Genomic DNA, 20,598 nt, shown 5'->3' on the forward strand with positions numbered 1-20,598 from the left:
AAAAAGCATCTTTCTAGAAGATGCTTTTGGATTGTAAAACTTTTATTAAAAGCCCTGCTAAGCCCCTGTTGCAGGTTGTTCTTTTTTCTGACCGTAAACGAGAGCAATGCCTATTGTAGCTAGCAACGTCATAAATCCAATTATGACAGCATCAACTATTATTGCCTGCCAATTGCTGATCTGCATACTCGCATACATGTAGAAGATATATGGAATAGATGAATAAAAGCCCAGCCATATACCGCATGTAAATCCCTGTCCTGCCGGAGATCCGCCTTTATTGAAGAACTTCGAGTAAATAAGGCTAATCAATAGCGCTTGCAGAAGATTAGCTACAATGATAGCCCACATTCTGAAGGACGCCATCGGTCTCGCTATATCTCCATAGGCAACCTCAAGATACTTAGCAAATAAGATACCGTAAAATAACCATCCAAGAAGAAACAGTACTAAGAAACCAACAATTGTAGAGATTATTAATTTCATACCCTTACTCCTTTTGGTTAATAAAATTTTTTTAAAAGGACCTTCTATTTTTAAGATGGAAAGAAAAGAACAACTAATGTCAAAGTTACATTATTTAATTTTAAATTACCTAACAAAAAGATGATATGAAGGATATGAGCAATATTAAAGAAGTGAGAACTTATTGTAATATGGTGCTTAACACGGACTTAATCCGATTACCCACAGACCTGCTTAAAAACACGCAGAAAGTTAAGACCGAGTATTTTGCGGACATCATCCTGGGTATAACCCTCTTCAAGCATTTTCTTTGTAAGATTGGGATACATTGTTACGTCCGCTAATTCGGAAGGAGGATTGATACCGCCGTCAAAATCCGAACCTATACCTACGTAGTCCACACCTACAAGATTTTTTATGTAGTCAATATGGTCAAAAACCTTTTGAAGCGTGGATCCACCGAGAAATGTCTCGTGAAAGCTTACCTGTATTACGCCGCCGGATTTTGCAATAGCCTTTATCTGTTCGTCGGAGAGATTTCGGTAATGCGGATTTATAGAATATACGTTTGAATGTGAGGCTATGATGGGATTTTTGGAAGTTTCTATCACATCCCAGAAAGATTCTTCACCCAGGTGAGAAACATCAATAAGCATCCCGACCTCATCCATTCTTTTGATTACCTGCACACCAAAGTCCGTAAGCCCACCCTGAATACCTCGTTCTACCTCATCACGCGCAGACGAAGCGATGGAGTTAGAATTATTCCATGTCAGTCCGATGTATCGTACGCCCATATCGTAAAATCGGTTTATATTATCGAGATCTCCCTCGACAGCGGTACCACCTTCTATGCCGATCAGTCCGCATATTTTCCCTTCTCCAACTATACGCATGATATCGTCATAATTTTTTGCGAACTCTATATCATCAGGAAAATCTGTCTGGAGAGAATGAAGCCTGTCTATCTGCTCAACCGCAAACGAATAAGAGTTCCTGACCTTGCTCATAGGTATCCAGTCAGAAAAAACCTGAACGTCCAGTCCGCCAGCGCGGAATTTAGGCAGGTCCGACTGTGTACGGGGATTATCTTTCCCGAACTTTGCGTTACGGTAAAACATCTGGTAAACGAAATCATTATGTGTATCAACCAATATTGCATCGTAATGAAGCTCTTCAGGTGTTAGCTGTTTTGTGGAATCTTCCATTTTTACGGAGATGTCTTTTGTTTCGGATTTGATGCTTGTTTGCTTTACTTCGGGCTTATTGCATAACACGGTGCTCTTTAGAATAAAAAACAAAGAGGTGCAGGTTACAAGAACTATTAATATTATGCTTAAAGTTTTTTTCATTTTAATATTCCAGGTCATCTCCCATCATAGATGATCGATCAGTGTTAATTGCTGTGAGAGCGAATTCATAATGAGCGGGGAAAACAAAGAATTTAATAGGTTGCTTCATTGCCATGCGGGAAAGCGGTGAATTGAATATTTCAAGAGTCATTGTAGCATTACTGTCGCCAGTAACTTTAAATGGGATATCCTCATCATTAAGCTTGGCTTTTATAAGCTGAGCCTCCATGGGGTCATAAGTAACGCAAAGTTCAACAAGATCGCTCATAGTCTAAAAATTATCTATCCATATGATAAAATCAAGATATTATATGTCAATTTCATTTCTGCATAATATGGCGGCTTTTTCGGCGGCATCTATATATTTATCCAGAACGGTTATATGCCCCATCTTTCTGCCAATACGGGTTTCATTTTTACCGTAAATGTGAACATATGTCCTAAAATTTTGAAGAGCAGATCCAAGGCGGGTAAGCTTTGCGGCAGCATCTTTCTCACCGAGGATATTGATCATGACGGCTGACTCTTCCCTCATAGTTACATCACCCAGCGGAAGGTCAAGAACCGCCCTAATATGGTTTTCGAATTGGGATGTGTAGCACCCCTCTATGGAGTAATGTCCTGTATTGTGTACCCGGGGAGCAAGTTCATTCACAAGGATAGAGTTATCCTCCATTAGGAACATTTCTATCCCCATTACGCCAACGTAATCCAATTTTTCCAGGATCGTTGAAGCAATATTATTCACCTGTTCTTTAATTTCCGTGAATTTCTTTTCGGAAGCTTTAACGATGTGACAAATGTGATCTTTTTGGATAGTCTCAACAACAGGATAAATTTTCATCTCACCACTCTTACTCCTTGCTGCCTGGGTAGCAATCTCGATCTTAAAATCCACAAATGATTCGCACATAAGTTCGCCTCGTGCGCCGATGGTTTCAAGGGCAGTGTCAATATCATTTTCCGAGTCTATCTTGTAATTACCCTTCCCATCATATCCCATTGTCCTAGATTTCAATATCACAGGGTAGCCATGAACTCCAGCGAAGGAAGTGATGTCCTCCATTGTCTTTACCGGTACAAAATCCGCAACCGGTATACCGAGGTCTTCAAGAGTTTGTTTCTGAATTAATTTGTCCTGTATAAGCTTGATAATTTTTGAGCAGGGATGAACTGCTTTACCCAGAGATTCCAGGTACTCTATTTTTTGGTAGTCAATAAATTCATTTTCGAGTGTAACTATATCACATGAGTCAGCAAACTTGTGAAGGGTTTCATCATCGTGCCAGTCTCCAACTATCTCATCTTTTGTCAACATCCCGGCCGGGGACGAGGCAGTCTTCGAAAGAATTACAAATTCAAAGCCGAACTTGTAACAATCTTCCATAATCATCCGGGCTAGCTGCCCTCCGCCTAAAATGCCTATTCTCAAATTTCCCCCTGTTATGTTAATTATTACTTAGAAAGCAGTCTATTATATTCGGCAGGATCATTGATTATATTCACTGCCTTTTGAAGCTGTTTATCCGTCGGGAAAGTTGCCTCGATCTGGGCAAACTCTTCGACAAGTCTTTTGTTGATCTCTTCAGAGATGCTTCTTATTATTTCTTCCCTGGCAGATTCGAGTTCGCCCGATTCCGAGGACTCCACTTCCTGCATGATCTTATCCAGATATGTCATGTAATCAGATGAGAAATCTTTATTATTTGCCATATCCTTAAGCTCGTTGACCTTTTTCTCAGCCTTAGATTCGTAATTGAAACCATAGCTGGAGAGGAAGTTCTTAAAATCCTGGAATACAACATCATCAACAGTAACAACATTTACACCAGGGTGGGATTCCAGGTAGTAATCTGCGTATTTGAAGAACATGTCTTTATTTACAAGGGCCTGATGAACCTCGCTTTCGGGTTTGACGTCAACCTCGACATCCGGTGTAATGCCGCCGTTGGCGTAAACGGTTCGTCCGTTTAGTGTGCGGAACTCCTTTTGCAAGAATTGTGAAGTATTGAGGAACACGCCGCTTTTGTTTTCAGTGAAATAATCCTTGCTCTGTATCCATCTACCCGATGGAGTAAAATATCTCTGGTTAGTGATCTTAAGTTGTGTATCGTTATTAATGTCTTTTATCTGCTGGACGAGACCCTTTCCAAAAGATTTTGATCCCACTATGACACCTCTATCCAGGTCTTGGATAGCGCCTGCAACAATCTCAGATGCCGAGGCAGTATTTTCATTTATTAGCACAATCAGAGGAACTTCGTCGCCTGCAAGCGGATCTTCTTTAGAGAAATATTTCTTTTCAGAATCTTCCTGTTTACCTTTAGTAATGACAAGCAGGCTGTTCTTTTTGACGAGCTTATTAAGAATGCCCGTTGCGGCATCCAGGAGACCTCCGCCGTTATCCCGCAGATCAAGTACAATGCCCCTTAGATTACCAGATGATTTAAGAGATTTTATTATGTTTTCAACTTCGTTTTCAGCATTGCGAGTAAAACGGTCAAGCTTTATATATCCAATGCCTTGCGCGTCCCCAGTAAGGTATCCATAATAGGAAACGTTTTTTAGGCTTATCTCTTCCCGTGTGAGAGTGAAGTCAAGTATATTACCGTCTCTATCTACCTTTACATTTATTTGTGAACCTACCGGACCTCTTATAACGTATCTTAACTTATCCAGGTCAATATTAGATGTATTTTGCCCGTCTATTTCGATAATTTGATCGCCTCTTCTCAGACCTTTGCGCTGGGCTTCATACCCGCTTAATACATCTGTAACCCTCAGGATACTATCGCGAATCTCCACAGTAATGCCTATACCGCCGTATTTGCCTGTAGTAATAAGTTCAATTTGATCCCTGCTGTCTTCATCGTAAAACACAGTATATGGATCGAGAGTGGAAAGCATTCCATTTATACCGGCTTTGACGAACTTATCCATGTCGATGTCATCGACATAATTCAATGCGATCTCTTTGTAAACATTTCCGAACTCGTCGAGATTCTTATTTATCTTATCATAAATATCATCCTGAGGTCTTCCTCCGTCTGCAAGGGCGTACCCGTTGAGAGTGGTTAAGAAAAGGATCAGAATCAATGGTTTGATAAAAAATCTAAGTCCCATAAATTTGCTTTTCTTGTATTGCATAACAATGTCCTTCCTGTTAATAAAAATTATTTTATTCTTTTATTATATATTTCTACGATATTTGAATGGATATGTTCGATACTTTCTCGTCCATCAAGTAATTTTACTCTTCTTTTATTTTTAGATGCAATATCGAGATATCCGTTTATAACTTTGCTGAAGTAACTACTTTTTTTTTGTTCGATCCTATCGTATTTACGTTTGCCTTTCTTTCTCTTCAGCGATTCCTTGTAAGATATATTAATTAAAAAAGTTAAATCCGGTAATAAGTTTCCGGAAGCAATCGAGTTCAGTTTTTTTATCGTGTTAAGGTCAACTTTTCCGCCATATCCTTGATATGCCGTGGATGAATCAAAATACCTGTCGCAAATAACGGTATATCCTTTGTCCAGATGCGGTTTTATGACTTCCTGAGTCAGCTGGCACCTTGCAGCAGAAAATAGCAGGAATTCTGTCATATCGTCCACTTTTGAATCAGACTTATGAAGAAGAATATTCCTAATTTGTTCTGAAATTGCTGTACCGCCCGGTTCCCTGAGGAGGATGACCTTTTTTGTTTTCTTCTTTAAGTATTTAAAAAACAACTTTGCCTGCGTGGATTTTCCGCTCAGGTCTATCCCTTCAAATGTGATAAACAAAAATAACGACTTTTATTAGCAAAAGGTAAATTATATAATTTTGTGTAGATTAGCAAAATAATTATTTGTTAAGGAATGCCCACTTAAATAATTTATTTATTGAAATCTTTAAATTTACTATTTTCCATGAATACCTTAGGGGAGATTATTGAATTATATATACAGAATATTCTTACTTTTACTGCTGGCAATATTTGCTTCAACTGCCTATTCCCAGGAGGAAGAGGAAGAATCTTCCCCCGATACACTCACTGTAGGAATGTATGTGTTTTCCGTCTATGACATTGATTTCCCACAGAATCAGCTAAATGTAGATTTTTATATCTGGTATACGTTTAAAAATGATAGTCTCAATCCTTCGGAGACGTTCGAGCTTGTGAATGATAAGCAGTATGAAAAGCAAACAGTATTTACGGAGGATTACGGGGAGGTGAATTACCAGACCTTCAGAGTGAATAGTGTGATCAGGGAAAAGTGGGATATATCCAATTTTCCATTCGATGAGCATACGATAGAGATAGTAGTGGAGGATTTTGACGATAAGAACAGCGTTGTGTTTATACCGGATCTCGCCGGGACTAAACTGGATAGCGGAGTAATGAATTCGCTAAAGTACTGGGAGCTGGTGGACTATGGAATAAAAGAGGTGGATTATGTTTATGAAACAAACTACGGAGACCCAACTGTATCATCAACGGATTATCCACCGTATTCAAGAATAGTATTTTACTTCACCATTAAGAGACAGGGATTCAGTCTGTTCATAAAGCTCTTTGTAGGGCTATTCATATCTATTTTACTTTCGCTAATAACGTTCCTCATAAATCCGATGGACCTCGACCCGAGGTTCGGATTGTCAGTGGGTGCACTTTTTGCCGCGATTGCTAACTCATTTGTGATTGCGTCAACACTGCCAGAATCCTCCAGCTTTACATTTGTGGATATACTGCATAACCTTTCCTATGTATATATCTTCTTGTGTATATTTATTTCCGCAATCTCCCTTAAGCTGTGGGAATCGGGTAAACAGGAAGCATCCAAACGTCTTGACAGGATATCACTAATTGTAATGTCCGCTACTATTGTAATTATAGGGGTGTTCTTCTATTTCTCGGTTACTTAAGCAAATCCAAGGTTCTCCTCTCAAAACATTGACTAAAACTATGCCTTTTTATATATTTGTTTAGTAGAGTTGATATGATAAATCAAACATCGGGTATATCAAAAGACTATTATTATTATTTATCCTGCTCTTTCTGGAAATAACCTCATTTTTACTTATATCCTATATGAGGTATAACAACCAGGGTCTAATGCTGGAAAGCCTGGATTTTATGAAGACGGGCAATCTGATTAGCATAATTTTCTTTGGACTGATCACCATTCTTATTACCATCAATATATTCATAAATTCCGATATCAAAGATTCATCGCTTATATTATTAAATATTGTGGCGGCTTCGAGTCTTTTTATATTATTTATATTCGGCAGTATATTTTCGAAAGACGACAAAGTATATTTTACCTTTGCCTTTATTGCAGGAAATATATTCGTTCTTCTTTCTCTTCTCTCACTGACATTTTCCAGATCGAAAAAGTTACATCCGGTAAAGAAGATATTTTGGACGGTTTTAGTGCTTTCGGTGTGTATCTTTATAATTTTTTTACAAATATATAATTATAAAGACGACTCAGGTAAATATCTTTCAGGTAATAAGGAGAAAAACGTTGCTGATGCGGGAATAATATTCGGCGCGGCGGTATGGGGAGGTAACCGACCTTCACCGGTATTACGTGAAAGAATAAACAAGGGATTTGAGATCTATGATGCCGGGCTGGTTCCATTGCTTGTGCTGACGGGGAGTGGATCCCCAGAAGAGATGACCGAGTCAGAAGTAGCCCGCAACGAGTTAATAAAATACGGCGTAAAAGAGAAGGACATAATTTTTGAGAAGGTGACTAATTCGACGTTCGAGCAGATAACTTATGTGAGAGACAATTTATACAGGAGGAGGAATTGGGACAGGATAGTGGTCGTATCAGATAATTATCATTTATTCAGGATAAAGGAAATATGCAAATTTAACGATCTGAATACGATTACAATAGCGTCAGATACGCCGCTTTCGACACAGGGAGGCATTCTTTTTTGCTTAAAAGAGAGTGTAGCAGTATTAATGTACTGGGTACTTGGATTTGGTTGATTAAGATTTATCTTTATAGATATAATAATTATTAATAACTTCAGGTAATGGTATCCAAAAGACGAGAAGTACGGATAAAGGTAATGCAGGTTCTTTACGCCAGCGAAATCTCCAAGGAGCCGTTGGATAAAATTAAGAACGATCTTCTAACTGAGATAGAGGATGAGGATAGTATTAATTTTTCCAACAATCTAATCGACAAGGTTTCGGAAAATATTCCCATGCTCGACGAGTTTATCGTAAAGAAAGTAGAGAACTGGGAGTTCGAACGCATTGCCATAGTAGATAAGATCATTCTTAGAATGGGTATAGCCGAGCTTTTGTTTTTTCCGGACATCCCCCCCAAAGTTTCCATAAACGAAGCAATAGATATAGCTAAGGATTTTTGTACCAAGAACAGCGGAAAGTTCGTCAATGGTGTACTTGATGCGGTACTCGATGAGCTTAAGAAAGAGAATAAGCTGGAAAAATCAGGCAGGGGATTGCTGGATCTGAAAAAGAAAAAAGAACAGCATTCGGGTACGAAGTAGTTTGTAGTTTCTTAATACGGGTTCCTTTCACAATTTTAACTGTGCATGAAGAATAAATCCAGGGTTTTTGCGTGGTCTTTATTTGACTTTGCTAACTCATCCTATGCAGTTATAATTGTTGCTTTTGTCTTCGCCGTATATTTCACGACTGTTATCGCTGGTAATGAGTCCATAGGTGACTTTTACTGGGGTATTGGAATAAACATTTCAATGATAATTACCGCAGTATTGAGTCCTGTCTGCGGGGCAATAACCGACCTTACTCACACCAAGAAAAAATATCTCTTCTTTTTTACTATGTTGAGCGTAATAGGCACGGCACTTATGTATTTTACCGGACCGGGAACGGTCTTTTACGCGCTGGTATTATTTATCGTATCAAATACAGGATTTCAGACAGGGCTCGCGCTATATGATGCGTTTATCCCGGAGATGGTGGATGAGAAGTATTATAACAAGGTGTCGGGAATAGGTTACGCTGTAGGATATATCGGATCACTTTTATCGGTTGTTTTGGTTTTGCCTTTTAAGGATGACCCTAATATGCTATTCGTGATATGCTCTGCAGTTTTTTTTATATTTGCCCTTCCATTGTTCCTCTTCGTGCCGGAAGAGAAGCCGCTAGCACCGGTTGAGCAAAAAAAACTTTTTAAATATGGTTTTAAAAAGGTTATAGGAACAATAAAGAACATTAATGAGTATCCGAATTTAAGGAATTTCCTATTGTCTTTCTTTTTCTATATCGATGCAGTGAATACTATAATATTCTTTGCGGGTATATATGCAGCTAAGACATTAAACTTTGATGTGCCTCAACTGGCGATATTTTTCATTATCGTTCAACTTACGGCGATGGTAGGATCTTTCCTATTCGGATTTATTGGGGATAAGATAGGAATATTGAGATCTATCACAATAAATCTTATGTTCTGGACTTTGATTGTAATATATATTTTCTTTTTTATAAACAAGGATTCAGTTGTAATGATCGCGGGAATGAATATACACCAATTTTTTATAGTGGGCGGCTTTGCAGGGTTGTTCCTCGGTTCTACTCAAAGTCTGTCACGGGCTATGATGAGTAAACTTGTGCCATACGTATCTAAAACTGAGTTTTTCGGATTCTATGGGCTAATGGACAAAACATCCACGCTTGTGGGACCGCTTACTTTTGGAGCAGTATCGTTTCTTTCTGGGGGTAATCAAAGTTTAGCAGTACTATCTGTGGGGGTGTTTTTCGTTGTAGGTATGCTGTTACTTAAAAAAGTCAAAGAAACTTAATCCAAAAAATATGAAAAGAACAAAAGACCCTCTTCTTCCCAATGGTGAACTTCAACACCTTATCAAACTGCTTGATGACGAGAGTGATTTTGTTTATGAAAATGTAAAAGAGCGCCTCATTTATCACGGCGATAATTCAATTAATTTTATCAAGGAATATGCCGATCTAAAAGACCCGCTGATAATGATGCGGGCAAACGAGATCATTTCCATGATAAACTTTGACCAGCTTTACGAGAAATTCAGAAACTTAAGACTAAGGAACAATAAAGACCTGCTCGAGGAGGCAGTATTTCTAATCTCAATGTACGGATATCCGGACGTGAATATCGAAAATTATAAAATGATCCTGGATAAGATGGCATTGGACATAGAGAAAAGGATCGATGACAGGGGATTGCTTAATCATTCGACTCTGGATACAATCAACATCATTAACGATTATCTTTTTGTAGAGAGAAAGTTTTACGGGAATTCGGACAATTATTATGACCCGGACAATAGCTTTATAAATAAAGTACTTGATAAAAAAGTAGGCATACCGGTTACAATATCTATACTATATATACTCCTAGCGAAGAGGCTTAACTTGCCTATATTCGGAGTGAATCTGCCGTCCCATTTTATTATAAAATACCAAGATAGCAGTGAAGAGTTTTTTATCGATCCTTTCAATAAGGGAATAGTTATTTCAAGAGACGAGGTGATACAATTTTTAGATAAGCTGGGACTAGACGAGGAAGAGTTTAATCATATTCCTTATTTGAAAATTGCTGAGGACAAGGAGATAATAAAGAGGGTATTCGCAAATCTGATTAATGTATACGAAAAGGATAAAGACGAGCTCCGGATTTCACAAATAAAGAAGCTATCATCGTATTTTGATTAGGTTATTCGAGGTCGAAGTATTTTTTGAAGTTATTCCTTAACTCATCCGCAGATGGAGATACGGAGTCATATTCCCGGCGGGATACTATAATAGTCTTGCCTTCTTTTCTTTCGCGCCTGTATCCGAACAGGTGGAAAATATTCATCACTAAAAAACGAGCAATATTAGTGTTAATTATATAAGAACTGGGCTCGTTGGGGTTTTTGTTTATTCCGGGCAGAATACCGAGAAGCTTTTCAGCATGGAGTTTGCGCATGAAGCCGGAAATCCCCAGCCAAACCGGATTTATTAGATTTACAATGAAGAATCCCTCCCCGCCTAATTTCTGATACAATGGCATAAAAATATTTCCGTACCGGGGAGACTTTATATCACCATCTTTATTCTTTGCAAGAATCTCACCTTTATTTACGATCTGAAAATTTACAAATCCCGGCTTCATTACAAAACCCTCGTCCTTTTTTAGCCTATATACATATGATATTTCGTATATCTTTCTCTCACCGGGTGAAGTTTTGGCAAGCGTGTGGTAATATTTATTAAAGTCTGGAATATCATTCAAGTTAATGCATCCGGCGTTTTTGAGGAACTCCCAGATGATGGAAATGTGATTTTCAATTGAGGATAATGAATCGTGCTGACCTCCTTCAAATATTACAGATGTGAGTCCGATCTCATTCAAACTGCTAAAAAGCGTGCCGTCCATTCTTTCCTCTAATCCTAATATAATAGGAGAAGGGATATCTTTGACCATCTTTCTGCTTCTGAGAGTATCGCTGATCCCAAGGAAGGGGATACTTTCGGCAGAAGTTGTATGAAGGTCAAATAGAACCGGCCTGCCGTCGCTTGAGGAAATTATCTCGTAAATGGTTTTAATTATTGAATCTCTTTCAGATAATTCATGTATCCCCGTTTCCTCTCCATTTTTATCCCATAACCTGTTGAGGTCTTTATCAATGTATCGTTCACTTCGTCTGAGAGCTTCGAGGTTGCCGGCAAGAGCGTACATTGTTCCGTTGAAGGGGGGTTTTATTTTATTTAAGGTATGCAGTACATATTCTAGAGCAAATATACCTGATGGTTCATTTCCGTGCATACCCCCCAAAAAAATCGCCAGCGGACCCGGGGAGGTCCCGCCATACTTACCGATAATTCTACTTACTTTTACTTTTTTGTCTAATGGTTTACTATAAACTTCAATCAAAACGTTACTTGAGTTCTTTAAAAAGTCTTCGCGTTATCTTTAAAAAATCATGCTCTGTTATGAGGCCAACTATCTTATTGTCTTTTAATACAACTGTGCAACTGAGGTTATTTTTCCTCATGTGACGCAGTACATCCTCAGTAAGAGCATAAGGAGGTACTGAATAAACATCCTTTTGCATAATATCGGCGATTGTAAGGTCCTCCGTTGATTCCCCTTTCCTTTTTGCGAAGTGATGCATAATAATACCGGCAGTTACAATACCAACGAATTCACCATTTTTGTTTTCAACGGGTACGTGACGAATTTTTCGCCAGTCCATAATATTAACTACCAGTTCTATAGGATTGTCTTCATATACAGTTATCAAATCCTTAGACATTATTGCATGGACTTCCTTAAACCTGTTCACCCACCCTGCTTCATCTATATCCGCCGGTTCCCACTCATGAACGGGTGTATTTTTTTTCTGCCTATTATAGATACCTGCAGTAAGTGCTATTACAGATTCGTCTTTGGTGGACTCCTTTTTCAGGTTATTAAATGAATCGGAGATCCATTGTGAACCGGTCCGTCCGGTTTTTACCCGCTTTTCTATGATTCCAAGATATTTTGTAATGTCATCACTATCGACATTTGCTTTTATTAAACCGCTTGCTGCTATCGGGAGGAGCTCATCCAGTATCAGGTTTTGCGGGGTGACCGTTTTATCGTTTACCCACTTGAATTGTGCACCTAATCCTTGTCTTGCAGCACGAATAAAATTATCTTTTGCATCATCAAAGTCCATCATAGATGAAATATTCTCGTATTGTTCAGGTAGACCGCACATCATACCCAGCCAAAAAGCTGAATTTGCTGTTTCATCAATAATAGAAGGTCCTGAAGGTAATACCCTGTTTTCGATCCTGATGTGGGGCTTTTCATTGTAAACACCGTAGCAAACCCTATTCCATCTGTAGACAGATCCGTTGTGTGTTCGCAAGGCTGTTAGTTTGGGTATCTTTCCCTTTAAAACCAATTCCATTGAGTTTTCTTCGATCTCCGGCTTTATCAAAACTTTGTGACGCGCAATGTCCTCCCTAAATATCTCAACAAAAGAGCTTCTCACCCACTCATTTCCAAAAGTTACCCGCGGCAATCTATCCCTTATTGAACTGTCGGTTTGGCGGACATCCACAGATTGTTGAAAAAGAGCTATTCTGGTTTCCCACCATAGTCTCTTTCCAAGTAATAGAGGGGAATTAGTAGCACTGGCGACCAAGGGAGCTGTTATTGCCTGCGCCCAGTTATACATACTTGCAAATTTTTCAGGATCTATTTGGAGATGTACTTGAAAACTCATATTACTGCTCTCAAACATTACGGAGTCCGAACGGGTTATCAATTCATCAATACCGGCTATCCTGAACTCGAATGACTCACCTCTTAGTTTTTTCAACGCATCATCCAGAGCTTTATACCGTGGAATTGGTGTGATATTTTCAATTGTTAAATCGGAATGTCTTATTGTAGGTAGGATTCCTACCAGCATTACTCTATACCCGTCTTCTTCTATTGCTTCTTCAGCTTTTGCAATCTTTGCTGAGAGATCAGTTTCCATATCAGAAAAGCACTTACCCGTTAATTCCAGAGGGTCAAGATTGATTTCCAGATTGAACCGTGCAAGTTCTGTTGTATAGTGGTCATCGTTAATTTTATCAAGTGATTCCATAATTACAGGAGCAGGTCTGTATGATGAATCAATGAAACAAACTTCCTGCTCGGCACCCATCCTGCAGATGCCGCTCTCCAGCATTCCATTTTCCAGCATAATATCGAGAGCTTTAATGTCATCGAGAAGATGCTGTATAAATGAATTACTTTCTTTAGGATCTATTGCCTGTACTTTCCTATCTGACATTTTGTTGGTTAGGTCTTATAATATACTGACACTATTGTCTTAATGGCAATGATATATGTCACAAGGTAATAAAAAAGCCTTTAAAGCATTGCTTTAAAGGCTGGTACCCGGGACCGGGGTCGAACCGGTACTGCCCTTGCAGGCAACAGGATTTTAAGTCCTGCGCGTCTACCAATTCCGCCACCCGGGCGCTTAGAACTGTCAAGTTACCATTTTTGCGGGTTTTTTTCCATACTAATATATATAATACATTAGGATATTATATAGTTATAATGCTATTGAAGGTCCAGATATAATTAGGGTTAGTGATATTAGTATTGAATAAACAATATTTATTTCGCGCAACATTATGGTAGAAGTGGCATGGTAATTGTAATATTATTATTTGCAATGGGATTATTATCTCTTAGACGGTTTTTATTTTAACAAAAAATTTATATATTCATGCAGAATACTGCTGTAAATTCAGACCTCAAAAAACCAGGTATGAGCAATACGATAAAAGTTGTTTTATCTATTATTGTAGAAGTAGCTATCATTGCTGTATGGCTTATTGTGCTTGCTCCCTGGTATAATTCAACCCAGATCATAGCTGAAAATATTTCAAATTCCGGCACAAAGGAATCTATTTATAATCCTCCTATTAGTGACATTAAGCAATACCGTATGATTTATAGATATAACGGATCAAGAGATTTGATCATTGACCTAATGGAGGAAGATAGAGCAAAATTTGCAGTTGTATATCATGGGGATTCTAATTTTGAACTGACATTGCTCACAAACGAGAGACAAGAGTACAGAATTATTACCGATCAAAAAGGACCGTTTGAATTTGTTCAGTCAGTTGACGTTCCCTATACAGGACCTTACCTGATAAAAGTGCAAACAGTTGGTGATTGGTCAATAGAGCAAAGATAAGGTAGTTTGCACATTGAAAGAGTTTTAAAGTAGTAAAAATAAATAGGGTAAGTAAAGAAAAAGGGTGTTAGTTTAACACCCTTTTTTTATTATCTATATTAGAATTATTATTGTACTATTTGTAGAATATCTTAATTCGGTCTATCTCTTTCGAGAGTTCAGGTATGTATTTAGGGTTTAAGCGCATTGCAATTTCCCAATCTTTCATTGCTTCCCTGTATTGTCCGGTAAGTTTATAAATAACACCTCTATTGTAGTATGCTTTAGCAAGTCTCGGGTCTATCTCTATTACCTTTGTATACATTATGAGTGATGAGTCATACTGCTGTATGTAATCATAAACGACACCCTTATTAAAATAAGCAATTGTATCATCAGGTCTGATGAATATTGCCGTATCATAGTCTCTTAACGCAAGCTGATAATGCTTTAGCCTTTCATGAGCATTACCTCTATTATGGTATGCAGAATTATTTGTCTTTACCTGAGCAATGTATCTATCATAGTCTCGGATAGCTTCTTCATATAGTTTTATGTTTTGCAGATGATTTCCTCTATCCAGGGATGCCTCTGGGCTAAGTGAATCCCTGTCACCAAGGTAGTTATTTTTTTCCCATTCGTGAATATTATAAACCTTGTAAATGCTATCACGGGGAATGTTATACCCGTCATGGAAAGTATCTAAAGTATCCTGATAATCATAATATCCCTTTCCATATACGTCAGTACTATCATAATATGGCTGGTTAGTACCCGGGACTGTAGAACCAGTTAGCTTAGACACATCCACACTGACTTCTGAAGCAGTATTGTTAGCTTTCTGGCATCCTGTTAAGACAAGAATTATAAACAGGATCAGATTAATTGCAAATACAAAATAATATTTTTTGAGTATGCCCATAATATAAATTAAAGTTTATTATATCGATAGTTTAGCAACTATCCTGGACTTAATAGACTCTCAAGAAAGCAGAATTTTACTACTTCTCTGGAGTCAGTTAAGTAACAAGATAACAGTAGCTTGCCCACTTTTTAGGGAATAAGTTGACAAAAAACTATCAAAATATATACAGTAAATTACAATTTTTGTACCAAAAAAAGCTAATTCATCATGAATTTTACAAAATCTCTAGAGGTAATAGGACCAAAGTAATGATGCATGTCCACCTCATCCAGAATCCTTTCAATTTCAGTTTCTTCAAATTTGGTGTTAATTAAAAGTTCTTCGATCTCGAGCATTTCGCCATGAGCCAGAAAGTCTCCATAGATCTTTATATCAGTAATAATCCCATCTTTTACATGGAGTCTCATATCAACCTGCCCGAATTCAAACCGGTTTATTTTTTTGATATTAAATTCGGGTGACCTACCGTAATTCCAGTTCCATGCGCGGTATTTCTCATTCGATAGTTTATCGACCTTTTCCCATTCCTCATCACTAAGCTCATAAACCGATGAGGGTTCGTTTTCAAAAATCTTCTTTATCAACCTTTCTCGGAATTCTTCAATTGTAATAATTTCCGAAAGAAATTCGGTAATATTTGCAACTCTACTCCGGACTGATTTAATACCTTTGCTTTCAATTTTATCTGTTTTTACATTTAAAGCTTCAACAACATCCTCAAGAGTTGAATTAAAAAGAAGAGTACCGTGGCTGAGCATCGATTTTGTATTGGAGAATTGCGCATTGCCGGAGATCTTTCTCCCCTCAACAATAATGTCATTTCGTCCGCTGAGTTCTGCGCTCACTCCCATGTCTTTCAGAGTATCTATGACCGGCTGAGTAAATTTTTTAAAATTATGAAGGCTCTTAATATCATACTTTGTCATAAAGCTGAAATTAAGGTTACCGCGATCGTGATAAACTGCACCGCCCCCGGAGACACGCCTTACAACGTGAATATTGTTTGCTTTGACGTAGTCAGAATTGATTTCTTCAATTGTGTTCTGATGTTTGCCGATTATAATGGAAGGTTCATTGATGTAAAAAAGCAGGTAATTCTTTCCCTCAAAGTCGAGATTGCGTACACAATATTCCTCGAGAGCAAGATTAATCGTCGGATCGTTAATGTCTTTATTATTTATTAACTGCATAGAGTAATTATGGTTTTAAGTTCTTTGTAATATCATCCAGCATAGGCTTAAAGTCCTCCTGAAAGAATTCGTAATAGGTCTTATCGCCCTGTATATCCATTATGCCAGTTTTTTCTATCGTTTCTTTATATGTTTCATAACATAAAAGTCCGTCTTTCATTTTTTGTTTATCTTCTTCGGTAACGTCAATAGCGCAGTCCAGTATATCATCCGATGAACCATTAATATGGAAGATATTGTCTTCGTTTGCTTTTTTTGCATCTTTTTCACTCAGTGTGAAGAATGCAAGCCTTTTTAGATAGTCCGCTCCTTCATCTTTCATTTGGAGATAGACTCTTTTAACAACGGCATGCTGAACCAGGTGGTCATGGAAACCGCTTATTCCGTGAACTGGATAGGTTACCAAAATATCAGGTTTGATCCTCTCGATTTCCTCGCGCACTATTTTTTCGATTTCGCGGGGATCCATTTCCTTTAGCCCACTGTCAGGTAGATCTAGGACGGTCATGCCGGTAAGCCCGAGAGCTTTCTCAACATTAAGCATCTCTTTATACCGGACTTCGCCCATTTCTTCGACAGATAAACCAAGCTTATGTCTTTGCTTTGTAGCCCCTCCTTTTGTAAGTGTGAGGAGGTATATCTCATGTCCAGCTCTCTGCTGTGCAGAGATACCCAAGGCAGGTCCAAACGATTCATCGTCTGGGTGTGGAAATATATAAAGTATCTTCATTCTTAATTCCTTAAAATTTTGTTTTGTTTATGAATTACATCTCTAAAATTATCTTGCTTTGTGAATCCGTAATTGTGTCCGTCCTTTGACCATCCTTGTGCTTCGAATGACCATAACAGAAAGCCTTGAATACCCTTTTTGAAATACTTTTCCATTTCGTTCTCTACTATTTTTATCCGATCGAGTTTCAGATTGTTTTTGTAGCCAATCTCTCCAAGGTAGAAAGGTTTTTTTAATTCCCGGGCAATAGAGATATTCTTGCCTATGTAATTTCTCCACAGCCACTTAAGAGTGAATGGAAAGGTAATACTCTTCCCGAATTTTTTCAGCCATAATCTTTTTACGAGGAGCGGTATATATGTAATATAATAGTTTGTAAGTTCAAATAATTTGGCAGAATAATGTTTTCCCTTGAATCTGTATAAAGTATCAAGTCTTTCAGCTATTGTCGCGTCAAAACTATAATCATGAACAGAGACTGCATCGAGAAAGGGTATTTCGTAGAGTTTCCGAAAGTTCTTTGTAGAAAAACGTGTAAGCTCTCCTCCATATTTACTTCCCAGGCCTCCTATCGTGCCTATTGAAAGCAAATGATTCTCATCTGCTTTCTTTATTCGAGTGGCTACATCGCGAATGAAGTTATAGAAAACATCGAATGAATCGGATTCAGGTTCATTAATTACTTCCCAGAGCAGAATTACCGGTGTATCCTTGAGAGCAGATACCATTTTTATCGCATATGGGAGATAAGTATTTTTATAACCTGTAGCAAACCATTCATCATTCACAACATAATCCTGCATATAACCCCATTTATCTGCAAGTACAGGAATCAGGTATATAGAGAACTTGTTTGCTGTATTACAAAGATCGATAAGCTTTTCAGGTTTAAGAGGTTCAAATGCCCAGAACCTTATGACTTTGAATCCTTCATTGAACGCATCTTCTATCATCCTGTCCGAAACATTCTTTTCCATAAAAGCCAGTTCATACATATTACATCCTACAAAACGGAATGGTTTACTATTAACGGAAAAATTTCCGTTTGTATTTTTTACAAAGCTAGTCAAGTCGGTTGATGTTGTAAACAAAAAAAGCAGTCCCGGAATCCGGAACTGCAAATTGTAAAGATAAACTTCTCTAAACTTTTTCTATCTCTTTAGTTCCAAGCAGTCCCGTCGGTTTAAATATCAGGATTATTATGAGTATCGCAAATGCTACCGCGTCCCTGAAAGTAGGGGACAAATATCCAACTGTTAAAGTTTCTACTACGCCAATGACTAAGCCACCTAGTGCCGCACCCGGAAAATTGCCTATTCCACCAAGAACCGCCGCAATGAACGCTTTCAACCCGGGTAACAATCCCATCAGTGGGTCAATGCTGGGGTAGTTTATACTATATAAAATTCCTGCCGCCCCTGCTAGAGCCGACCCTATTGCAAATGTGAAAGATATAACTGTATCTATGTTGATTCCCATTAAAGATGAAGCAGTCATATTATTTGAGACAGCGCGGATAGCTGTTCCAATCTTTGTCTTCATAACAATAAATCTCAAAGCGAGCATCAGAATTATCGCAGAAATAATAACGACGATCTGGTTTGAATCTATTTGCGCACCGCCAACGGAAATTTTATACCCCTCAAGGATATTTGGGAATGACCTTGGCGCGGCTCCAAAAATAAGCTGACCCGTATATTGAAGAAACAGGGAAACACCGATGGCAGTTATGAGAACAGTTAGTTTGGAAGATCTTCTAAGCGGGCGGTAAGCAAGTTTTTCTATAGTTACACCAATGGCGGCTGTGATTATCATCGTCAGCAGAAGAATTATCAACGCCATAGGGAGGTTACTGGTATCAATCCCGAATGCTTTTGCAAGATAATATCCTGAGAAAGCCCCAAGCATAAAAACCTCACCGTGGGCAAAGTTTATGAACTTAAGTATTCCATATACCATAGTATACCCCAGTGCTATGAGGGCATAAATGCTTCCTAGTGAAAGACCGTTTATTAGCTGTTGAATAAACTCACTCATATATTATGGGGCGATCGTTTCTTTATAAGTGAACTTACCGTCTTTTATCTCCATTACAACCGCAGGCTTTATAGCGTTCCGCTGATCATTAATGGTTATTGTTCCTGTCACACCGTCATAGTTTTGAGTCGATGCTAATGCATCTCTTATCTTTTGCCCATCAGTTGAGCCAGCCCTCTGAATTGCATCAAAAAGAATCATTCCGGCATCATATGACAGAAACGCCATAGCGTCAGGTGTCGAACCGTATTTTTCTTTATACTTTTTAATAAAGTCCTGTATCTTTGGGTTAGGGTCTTCTATCGAAACGTGAGTAGAAAAAAAGCAACCTTCCAACGCATCCTTTGCTTTTCCTTCTAGCAGTTTTTCCGATTCCCAGCCGTCACCACCAAATAATGGAACTGTGATGCCAATTTCTCGCGCCTGTATCCCGATGAGGTTCATCTCAGTATAATATCCCGGAATAAAAATGGCTTCAGGGTTTAATGCTTTAAGTGATGTGAGCTGAGCTTTAAAATCCTTGTCACCTGCAGAATATTTTTGCTCACCTACTATCTCTCCACCCATTTCTGTAAATACTCTTTTAAAATTGTCTGCCAGCCCAGTAGAATAGGCATTCTTTTGATCTACGAGCAGGGCAACTCTTTTAACTTTCATTGAATTTAGAGCAAACTTGCTCATTACGGTTGCCTGGAATGGGTCAATGAAACATACTCTGAAAACATAATCACCAACGTTTGTTACTTCCGGGTTAGTTGACGCAGGGGTGACCATTGGGATCTTACTCTGCTGGCAAATCGGTGCTGCAGCGAGACTGAGTGATGAAGCAACTTCACCAACGATCGCAACCACCTTATCTCTATTGATGAGCTTCTGAACGACAGTTTGTACTTCATTTGTCTTTCCCTGATCGTCTTCACTTATTAATTTTATCTGCTTTCCGAGCACTCCACCTTTATTGTTTATTTCTTCAACGGCAAGTTTAAGTCCGTTATCGGAAGAAATTCCAAATGTAGCTTTATCTCCTGTGAGCGAGGCATATTCGCCAATTAGTATCTCATTCTCGGAGCCGGCATTTTTGCAGGAATAAAAAATGCCACTGAAAGCAAATACAGCTAAAATTAATAAAAGAAGGGGTAACCTTAGTGTATGTTTCATAATGATTTTATTGGTTTTAGGTATGGAATTGTAAAAAATAACGTA

20 protein-coding genes and 1 tRNA gene are annotated in these 20,598 nt (G+C 38.3%); 6 read left to right on the plus strand and 15 right to left on the minus strand.

The genetic code is table 11. The features are described 5' to 3' along the window. Window positions 1-57 precede the first annotated feature (57 nt). From H6614_00100 to tmk, 6 genes are all read right to left on the minus strand, one after another. Window positions 58-486, minus strand: coding sequence for a hypothetical protein (locus H6614_00100; GenBank protein MCB9242054.1), 429 nt, complete (start codon window positions 484-486; stop codon window positions 58-60). Between the two features lie 197 nt (window positions 487-683). Continuing rightward, the gene (locus H6614_00105) at window positions 684-1,673 is read right to left on the minus strand and encodes a membrane dipeptidase (GenBank protein ID MCB9242055.1); all 990 of its coding nucleotides are present in this window, start codon (window positions 1,671-1,673) and stop codon (window positions 684-686) included. A 145-nt stretch (window positions 1,674-1,818) separates the two neighbouring features. Next, window positions 1,819-2,085, minus strand: coding sequence for a hypothetical protein (locus H6614_00110; GenBank protein MCB9242056.1), 267 nt, complete (start codon window positions 2,083-2,085; stop codon window positions 1,819-1,821). 39 nt (window positions 2,086-2,124) lie between these two features. Continuing rightward, window positions 2,125-3,249: a 5-(carboxyamino)imidazole ribonucleotide synthase gene (locus H6614_00115; protein MCB9242057.1), complete on the minus strand. Its 1,125-nt coding sequence runs from the start codon at window positions 3,247-3,249 to the stop codon at window positions 2,125-2,127. Window positions 3,250-3,272: 23 nt separating this feature from the next. Beyond that, window positions 3,273-4,940: a S41 family peptidase gene (locus tag H6614_00120; GenBank protein MCB9242058.1), complete on the minus strand. Its 1,668-nt coding sequence runs from the start codon at window positions 4,938-4,940 to the stop codon at window positions 3,273-3,275. 50 nt (window positions 4,941-4,990) lie between these two features. Beyond that, entirely contained in the window at window positions 4,991-5,602 is a 612-nt protein-coding gene (gene tmk, locus H6614_00125) for a dTMP kinase (GenBank protein ID MCB9242059.1), read from the minus strand. Window positions 5,603-5,750: 148 nt separating this feature from the next. Here tmk and H6614_00130 point away from each other — a divergent pair, with 148 nt between their 5' ends. From H6614_00130 to H6614_00150, 5 genes are all read left to right on the plus strand, one after another. Next, window positions 5,751-6,725 carry a hypothetical protein gene (locus tag H6614_00130; protein ID MCB9242060.1) on the plus strand — a complete coding sequence of 325 codons (975 nt, stop codon included), beginning with the start codon at window positions 5,751-5,753 and terminating at the stop codon, window positions 6,723-6,725. Window positions 6,726-6,891: 166 nt separating this feature from the next. Further along, a complete protein-coding gene (locus H6614_00135) occupies window positions 6,892-7,806 on the plus strand; it encodes a YdcF family protein (protein ID MCB9242061.1) in 915 nt (304 codons plus the stop codon). Between the two features lie 47 nt (window positions 7,807-7,853). Then, window positions 7,854-8,336 (plus strand): transcription antitermination factor NusB, encoded by a 483-nt coding sequence (nusB, locus tag H6614_00140; GenBank protein ID MCB9242062.1) that lies wholly within the window; start codon window positions 7,854-7,856, stop codon window positions 8,334-8,336. 45 nt (window positions 8,337-8,381) lie between these two features. After that, window positions 8,382-9,617 (plus strand): MFS transporter, encoded by a 1,236-nt coding sequence (locus tag H6614_00145; protein ID MCB9242063.1) that lies wholly within the window; start codon window positions 8,382-8,384, stop codon window positions 9,615-9,617. A gap of 10 nt (window positions 9,618-9,627) precedes the next feature. Then, window positions 9,628-10,506 (plus strand): hypothetical protein, encoded by an 879-nt coding sequence (locus tag H6614_00150; protein MCB9242064.1) that lies wholly within the window; start codon window positions 9,628-9,630, stop codon window positions 10,504-10,506. 1 nt (window position 10,507) lies between these two features. Here the strand turns inward: H6614_00150 and H6614_00155 are convergent, their stop codons facing one another. The 3 genes from H6614_00155 to H6614_00165 all read right to left on the minus strand — a co-directional run bounded on the left by H6614_00155 (window position 10,508) and on the right by H6614_00165 (window position 13,803). Beyond that, window positions 10,508-11,602 (minus strand): succinylglutamate desuccinylase/aspartoacylase family protein, encoded by a 1,095-nt coding sequence (locus H6614_00155; protein ID MCB9242065.1) that lies wholly within the window; start codon window positions 11,600-11,602, stop codon window positions 10,508-10,510. A gap of 112 nt (window positions 11,603-11,714) precedes the next feature. Continuing rightward, window positions 11,715-13,613 carry a CBS domain-containing protein gene (locus H6614_00160; GenBank protein ID MCB9242066.1) on the minus strand — a complete coding sequence of 633 codons (1,899 nt, stop codon included), beginning with the start codon at window positions 13,611-13,613 and terminating at the stop codon, window positions 11,715-11,717. Window positions 13,614-13,714: 101 nt separating this feature from the next. Further along, a tRNA-Leu gene (locus H6614_00165) sits at window positions 13,715-13,803 on the minus strand. Between the two features lie 254 nt (window positions 13,804-14,057). Here H6614_00165 and H6614_00170 point away from each other — a divergent pair. Further along, window positions 14,058-14,534: a hypothetical protein gene (locus H6614_00170; protein MCB9242067.1), complete on the plus strand. Its 477-nt coding sequence runs from the start codon at window positions 14,058-14,060 to the stop codon at window positions 14,532-14,534. A 115-nt stretch (window positions 14,535-14,649) separates the two neighbouring features. Here the strand turns inward: H6614_00170 and H6614_00175 are convergent, their stop codons facing one another. The 6 genes from H6614_00175 to H6614_00200 form a co-directional block, all read right to left on the minus strand. Further along, complete coding sequence (locus H6614_00175; protein ID MCB9242068.1) at window positions 14,650-15,435, minus strand: tetratricopeptide repeat protein; 786 nt, start codon at window positions 15,433-15,435, stop codon at window positions 14,650-14,652. 200 nt (window positions 15,436-15,635) lie between these two features. After that, entirely contained in the window at window positions 15,636-16,628 is a 993-nt protein-coding gene (locus H6614_00180; GenBank protein MCB9242069.1) for a lipoate--protein ligase, read from the minus strand. 7 nt (window positions 16,629-16,635) lie between these two features. Then, window positions 16,636-17,358, minus strand: coding sequence for a PIG-L family deacetylase (locus H6614_00185; GenBank protein ID MCB9242070.1), 723 nt, complete (start codon window positions 17,356-17,358; stop codon window positions 16,636-16,638). A 2-nt stretch (window positions 17,359-17,360) separates the two neighbouring features. Beyond that, window positions 17,361-18,449: a cellulase family glycosylhydrolase gene (locus H6614_00190; GenBank protein ID MCB9242071.1), complete on the minus strand. Its 1,089-nt coding sequence runs from the start codon at window positions 18,447-18,449 to the stop codon at window positions 17,361-17,363. 49 nt (window positions 18,450-18,498) lie between these two features. Continuing rightward, complete coding sequence (locus H6614_00195; protein ID MCB9242072.1) at window positions 18,499-19,395, minus strand: branched-chain amino acid ABC transporter permease; 897 nt, start codon at window positions 19,393-19,395, stop codon at window positions 18,499-18,501. A gap of 3 nt (window positions 19,396-19,398) precedes the next feature. Beyond that, window positions 19,399-20,553, minus strand: a complete 1,155-nt coding sequence (locus tag H6614_00200; protein MCB9242073.1) for an ABC transporter substrate-binding protein — start codon at window positions 20,551-20,553, stop codon at window positions 19,399-19,401. Window positions 20,554-20,598: the final 45 nt, after the last annotated feature.

It is taken from the genome of Ignavibacteriales bacterium (genome assembly GCA_020635255.1).
Lineage (GTDB): Bacteria > Bacteroidota > Ignavibacteria > Tepidaquicellales > Tepidaquicellaceae > JAEYVS01.

Coding starts and splice junctions, on each gene's coding strand:
- H6614_00170 (MCB9242067.1), top strand. CDS start 14,058: ATGCAGAATACTGCTGTAAATTCAGACCTCAAAAAACCAGGTATGAGC.
- H6614_00175 (MCB9242068.1), bottom strand. CDS start 15,435: ATGGGCATACTCAAAAAATATTATTTTGTATTTGCAATTAATCTGATC.
- H6614_00100 (MCB9242054.1), bottom strand. CDS start 486: ATGAAATTAATAATCTCTACAATTGTTGGTTTCTTAGTACTGTTTCTT.
- H6614_00150 (MCB9242064.1), top strand. CDS start 9,628: ATGAAAAGAACAAAAGACCCTCTTCTTCCCAATGGTGAACTTCAACAC.
- H6614_00105 (MCB9242055.1), bottom strand. CDS start 1,673: ATGGAAGATTCCACAAAACAGCTAACACCTGAAGAGCTTCATTACGAT.
- H6614_00145 (MCB9242063.1), top strand. CDS start 8,382: ATGAAGAATAAATCCAGGGTTTTTGCGTGGTCTTTATTTGACTTTGCT.
- H6614_00160 (MCB9242066.1), bottom strand. CDS start 13,613: ATGTCAGATAGGAAAGTACAGGCAATAGATCCTAAAGAAAGTAATTCA.
- H6614_00155 (MCB9242065.1), bottom strand. CDS start 11,602: ATGCACGGAAATGAACCATCAGGTATATTTGCTCTAGAATATGTACTG.
- H6614_00195 (MCB9242072.1), bottom strand. CDS start 19,395: ATGAGTGAGTTTATTCAACAGCTAATAAACGGTCTTTCACTAGGAAGC.
- H6614_00200 (MCB9242073.1), bottom strand. CDS start 20,553: ATGAAACATACACTAAGGTTACCCCTTCTTTTATTAATTTTAGCTGTA.
- H6614_00110 (MCB9242056.1), bottom strand. CDS start 2,085: ATGAGCGATCTTGTTGAACTTTGCGTTACTTATGACCCCATGGAGGCT.
- H6614_00180 (MCB9242069.1), bottom strand. CDS start 16,628: ATGCAGTTAATAAATAATAAAGACATTAACGATCCGACGATTAATCTT.
- nusB (MCB9242062.1), top strand. CDS start 7,854: ATGGTATCCAAAAGACGAGAAGTACGGATAAAGGTAATGCAGGTTCTT.
- H6614_00120 (MCB9242058.1), bottom strand. CDS start 4,940: ATGGGACTTAGATTTTTTATCAAACCATTGATTCTGATCCTTTTCTTA.
- H6614_00135 (MCB9242061.1), top strand. CDS start 6,892: ATGAGGTATAACAACCAGGGTCTAATGCTGGAAAGCCTGGATTTTATG.
- H6614_00185 (MCB9242070.1), bottom strand. CDS start 17,358: ATGAAGATACTTTATATATTTCCACACCCAGACGATGAATCGTTTGGA.